Raw genomic sequence first — 5,410 nt, 5'->3', positions numbered from 1 at the left:
GTGTGACCTAACCCATAACCTTGCCGCAGCGGCAAGGTTATGGGTGCAGCGGCAGGCACAATGATCACCGGAGCGGTCGGCTCAGGGTTGCCAGCCGAGCTCCCGGAGCGCCTCGTGCCAGGCCGCGCGGGCCGGTTTGCTGCGGATGGAGACCGGATCGCTGAGGAGCAGGGAGACGCGGCGGGCGCTGGGGTAGCGCCCTTCGGCATGCACGCGGTAGGTCGCGCGATGGACCTCGTCGCGCACCCGCGCTCGGGTCTCGCTGCCGCGTGCTCGCTGGTAGCTCAGGTGACGCTCAGAGATGGCCCGGCAGAGATCGGGCAGGTGATGACGCAGGTAGAGGGCCGTGTCGCCCAAGCGCTGGGCCACCTCTCGCAGCGACGGGGGCGGCTGCTCGTCGGAGGCCAGGACCGCTTCGAGGTCGCGCTGCATCGTCAGGCGATGCAGCGGTGGCCGAAGGCGCCAGGGGTTCGGCGGTCCCTCGGGGACGATGCGTAGCCCGTCGTGCGGCGGGTCCGCCGAGCCGGGGTCACCCAGGAAGAAGCGGAGGGGCGTCGTCCCGAGGGCGCAGCAGACCTGGAGGAGCCGCTCCAGTGAGGGCCGCATCGTGCCCGGATGCCAGTTGTCGGGTGCCCCCGTCGTCAGCCCGAGCCGACGCGCCCAGGCGCTTCGGTTGCCGCCGGTGACCTGTTCCACGGATGCCGCGAGGGTGCGGGTGATCTGCTCGCGGCGCGGCGGGGTGGCCAGGCGCGGCGCGGCCGCGATCAACTCGCCGACGGCGTGCACGATCCAGGTCTGGGCCTGGAGGGCGTTGTGGGCGAGCGCCTCGTCGCTGGCGAGATCGACGTCCTGGGCACCGCCGAGCCAGCGTCGGCAGCGCGCGCAGTGGCCGGGCCGTGAGCGTGAGCCCAGTGGCGGCGACGGACGACCGCAGCCGGGGTGCGCGCAGATCGTCCGGAGGCGGCGGCGATGGCGGGGGCAGGCGGTGACCGGCTGCAGGGTCCAGAGCAGCGGCTCGCCGACCGGCTGCCCGGCCTGGCGTCGAGTCTCGTAGCAGGCCGAGCACCAGGCGTGGGACGGTCGCTGGAGATGGTAGGCTGGCAGCACCTCGGCCCAGGGCAACAGGGTCAGGAATCGGAGGTCGCGCCGCCCGGTCAGGTGCTCCAGTACCCGCACCAGGTTGGCGGCCAGGGTTTGTGTGCCGTTCAGGGCGCGCGTCTCGTTGCGCCAGAAGGCCGAGAGCAGGTTGGGGTCGAGGGTCGTCGCCAGGTGGGGGCGTCCGAGCAGCGGCAGGATCTCGTGGATGACGAGCTGGCGGGTGGCGACGCCGTGGGCCTCGGCGAGGCGGGCGACGTAGCCGGTCAGGCTCTCCGTGTCCGGCGTCCCGATCCCGAGCGGCTCCAGGTGGAAGAGGCGGCTGCGCGGCGGGATCGTCGGGCGCGCCAGGTCCCAGGTGAGGTAGACCACCGGTGCATCAGTGACCATGCTCGCCCCTCCCCGCGCCAACCGGATCCTGCGCACCGACCGGGTCGCGCGTCGGTCGCCGCTGGCCGGGGCGATCGGACGGCCGCCGGGCCGTCGGCATCGTCGGTGAGCCAGACGCGGGCGTGGTGGTTTCCGCCGTTGCCAGCCCGAGCAGCCGACGCAGCTCGCCCTGCCCCCGGTCGCCATTGGCCAGCGCCGCCTCACCCTCCGCGATCTCGCGGGCCAGACTCAGCAGCTTACGGGGCGGCTCGGCATGCCGCTCCAGGCGCCGGCGGGTCAGGGTAGTCTCCCCCGCCTCCAAGGCCGCCGCCAGCGCCCGCGTGAGCCAACTCTTGAGCACCCCCACGCAGCCGACCGACCGCTCGTAGAACTCCTCCCAGCGCCCGACCAGATCCGGCTCCCTCGCCAGCGGCAGGTGCCGCTGGAAGGTCAACAGCACGCTCTTGAAGGCCCGGCGGTCCTCGGCCAACTCGGGACGGTAGCGCCCGAAGTGGATCTCGACGCTCCGCCGGCTCAACTGGGCGCTCAGGTCGGCCAGGCCCAGCAGCTCGTAGGTCCCGACCAGCACGTGGACGGCGCCGGTCAGCGCGGCCATCGATTTGAGCGTGTCCATCTGGTCGAGCAGGCGGCGACCACTCGCCAGGCGCCGAAGGTGCTGGGCCTCGTCGACGATGACGGCGGCGACGCGCCGCTGGCGCAGGTTCTGCTCGAGCGCGCGGCGCAGCTCCGGGGCGGGTGCGGTGTGCGCCATCCGGAGATGGACGGTGGCGTCGCGGCGGACGCCCCGGGTTCCGACGTCGTGGCCGTAGCCGACGAGCCGCTCGTCGAGGGTCAGCAGCGCGCGGGTGTAGTAGTCCTTCCAACTGAACTGGCCCGACTCGGGCGCGGCCGCCTCGAGCGCGACGACCGGCATCCGGCCAGGATCGTGCTCCAGGTCGGGCAGCGCCGCTGCGAGCAGTTGCTGCTCGATCCGCCGGCGCAGGGTCGTCTTGCCGACGCCGGTCGGGCCGTAGACCAGGACCAGCGAGGCCTCGGTCGAGCCACGGAGGGCGTCCAGCAACGTCTGGTGGGCCTGGGCGAGATGGGGGTGCGCGACGACCCGAGCGGCGAAGTAGGCGAGCCGAGCCTCGGATGGTTGGGCGAGCAGCTCGGCTGGGTATCGATCGAGAGGTGGCTGCGGGAGTGGCATTTGCATCTCAGTACTCCTCGTACACGACCAGGGCCGCCTCGTCCTCGTCGAGATCGATCGCGAGGTCGTCGCCGGCCATCGACGCCGTCGTGTGCGCGGCGACGGGTGAAGTGGCGTCGGCATCCGCGCCCAGCCGTACTACGTCGCCGAGCGCGGCATCGCGCAGCCGCTGTTCGAGCAGTACCTCCTCCGCCTCGAGCGACGCCAGGAAGTCGGCCAGCTTGCGGGCGGTGATCGGCAGCCGCTGCCCATGGCGCTGGTGGCGGCGTCGCAGCTCGGCGCTCGCCAGCAGGATCTCCCGCTCGGAGCGGCCGGCGAACTGGGTCTGGTGCTGGGAGATGCAGCGGACCCAGCGGCCCTTGACGAAGGCGTAGGCCAGCCCGGCGTCGAACGGGTCGTAGCGCACCGGCAGGCGGGTGCCCTCCGCGGCCGGGTCGAGGAACGCCTCGGACCAGTAGTAGAGGTGGTGGATCTTGACGCCCAGGCGGGGCTGCAGCTTGGCCGTGCCCTTCTGGGTGCTGGGCAGGGTCAGCAGCCGGAAGTCCTCGTCGTAGGCGATCTGCCGCCACGGTCGCTGGCCACCCCGGCGCAGCCCGGCCTCGAACGCCTCGCGCGGCGTTTGCCCCAGGGCCGGATGCTCGAGCGTGTCGTAGACCTCGTACGCCCACTCGCAGACGCGGGCGAAGAGCTGGTCGAGGGTCCAGCAGGCCTGGGCCTTCGGATCGGTCCCCTTGGTGACCTGCCGCGCCTGGCGGAGCACCTGGGTGTTGCCGAGCAGGGTATGGACGAAGCGGCTGTTGGTGGTGCCGAACAGCCGCTCGCAGATCGAGCCGAACCGCGGTTGGCTGGCCGGGCGGGTCTTCTTGGTGCACTCGTAGCGCGCCAGCAACGTCTCGAAGTAGACGCTGCCGAACTCGGAACCCCCATCCACGACCAGGGTCTGCGGCAGCCGCTGGTGGCGGCGGACGCACTCCCGCAGGACCAGCATGCAGGCCCGGTAGCTCGGCGGGTCGAACCCGAGCGCGACCGCCAGCAGCCGCCGCGAGTAGGCGTCGGTCAGGAACGTCGCCCACGGTCGCCCGAGGCCGTGCCCGGTGCGCGAGCAGACCAGCTCGACGTCGAGCTGGGTATGGTCGAGGTGGCCGATCTCGAACGGGCGGTCGCCGTGCCGGGGGGTGGTCAGGGCGAGCTCCCAGTAGAACGGGGCCGCCTGCGCCGCCGCGCGTGGACCCTGGCGCTTGCCGACCTGCTCGACGCGCGGGCGGCGGTCGACCGCCCGGGTGAACGTCTTGTAGCTGGGCGCCACGATCCCCTGCGCCTCGCAGGCCCGGACCAGCGACGCGTAGACTTCGAAGCAGCGCTTCTGCTTGAGCGTCTCATACTCGTCGGCGATGAACGCGTCGAGCAGCGCCTGCGTCTCCGGCGGCAGCTTCGGCCGGCGGTTGCCGCTCTGGGCGCGGCGGGGCAGCAGGCCGACGTAGCCGCAGCCGTACGCCTGCTCGGCCTGACGATACTGGGCGCGCCAGTGACGGATCGTCCGGGCAGAGATCGCGCCGCCGGCCACGCCCCCACCGCCGCAGTGAGGCGCGATGCGAGCGTACCGCCGATTGGCCTCGCGGAAGTCGTCGGGGCTGGCTCGGGCCAGTTGCTCGCGCGCCGCGACACTCATGCCCACCATGCTGCCGGCCACCGCCGGCTCGTCGCTTCCAAGCGCGACGCCCTGGGCGACGTTGGTGCGGGTCGAATCGGTCGGATCGATGAGCGCCGGCTGGGCGCGAGCCTCCGCCGCATCGCGGAAGACGTGCACCCGCTCCGGCTCGGCCAGCGCGGCAGCGCGGAGGTCGACGTAGAGCCGCTCGCTGGCGATCAGGCTGTAGACGTCGTCGCTGTTGGCCTCCGTGACCTGGTCGAGCAGCTCGTCGAGGCGCAGCCCCGGCTGCCGCGTGACCAGCGCGAGGATGGTCACCGCGGCAGCCTCGCCGACCACCGGGCTCTCGGCGCGCAGGTAGTCCTCGAGGAAGAGCAGGTTGCGCTGGAAGACCCAGTCGATCTCGGCCGACGAGCGGACCCGGTAGTACAGCCCCAGCGGCTCGGCGTACCGCTCGCCCGGCGGGCAGCACCACTGACCGTCTTCGGCTCGGGCATACCGGTGCGGCATCGTGATCGCGAGCCGCTCCAGCTCTGCTTCGGTCTTCCACTCCTCCCAACCAACCGCGTCGGTGCGGAGCACGAAGTAGTCGGCGGTGTGCCGAACGCGGATCGCTCGACCGCCCCCGGTCGTGTAGGCGAGCGTGATCGGTGGCGGCTGATCGTAGACCTCCAGCGTCGCAGGATCGTGCTCGTACTCGTACAGGCCGGCCAACTCGTTGCGATGGCTCTCGGCCTGGATGGTGACGCCCATCTTCCGACTGGGGTAGCGCGCGACCACGTTGCCGGCTGCCCCGCGCACCCGCCGCGCCGGCGGCGAGGCTCGGATCGTCTCAATGACGGTCCGGGCCTCAGCCGACAGACCCAGGCGCTCGCACAGCGCCGCCAACGCATCGTCCGTGAGCATCGCGATCCCTCCCTACCCGAGGCGGGGCAGCCGAATGCTCATATCGAACCATCACCCGTGCTGGAGGGCACGATTTATGGCAAGACGATGGTTCCAACCATCACTCGCGGCAAGCCGATGCTTCTTCGACCGGCCGTCTCGGACCACGCTGACGCCCGAAAGTGGCGAAAACGGCGCTCCGC

General features: G+C 71.9%; 3 protein-coding genes. All 3 read right to left on the bottom strand.

Annotation, left to right across the window (positions count from 1 at the left end; translation table 11 throughout):
* Nucleotides 1–81: 81 nt before the first annotated feature.
* From IT306_22230 to IT306_22220, 3 genes are read right to left on the bottom strand one after another with little or no spacing between them, the layout of a single operon-like run.
* Nucleotides 82–1,485 carry a TniQ family protein gene (locus IT306_22230; protein ID MCC7371150.1) on the bottom strand — a complete coding sequence of 468 codons (1,404 nt, stop codon included), beginning with the start codon at nucleotides 1,483–1,485 and terminating at the stop codon, nucleotides 82–84.
* Entirely contained in the window at nucleotides 1,475–2,680 is a 1,206-nt protein-coding gene (locus IT306_22225; protein MCC7371149.1) for an ATP-binding protein, read from the bottom strand. The genes IT306_22230 and IT306_22225 overlap by 11 nt, the downstream gene beginning before the upstream one ends.
* 1 nt (nucleotide 2,681) lies before the next feature.
* A complete protein-coding gene (locus IT306_22220) occupies nucleotides 2,682–5,228 on the bottom strand; it encodes a DDE-type integrase/transposase/recombinase (GenBank protein MCC7371148.1) in 2,547 nt (848 codons plus the stop codon).
* Between the last annotated feature and the right edge of the window lie 182 nt (nucleotides 5,229–5,410).

Source organism: Chloroflexota bacterium, from assembly GCA_020850535.1.
Lineage (GTDB): Bacteria > Chloroflexota > UBA6077 > UBA6077 > JACCZL01 > JADZEM01.
Note: the sequence above shows the minus strand (reverse complement) of the source record. Positions and strands in the feature narration are given on the sequence as shown.

Bases quoted from the DNA above. Each gene is read 5' to 3' on its own strand.
- IT306_22230 (MCC7371150.1), bottom strand. From the start codon at position 1,485: ATGGTCACTGATGCACCGGTGGTCTACCTCACCTGGGACCTGGCGCGC.
- IT306_22220 (MCC7371148.1), bottom strand. From the start codon at position 5,228: ATGCTCACGGACGATGCGTTGGCGGCGCTGTGCGAGCGCCTGGGTCTG.
- IT306_22225 (MCC7371149.1), bottom strand. From the start codon at position 2,680: ATGCAAATGCCACTCCCGCAGCCACCTCTCGATCGATACCCAGCCGAG.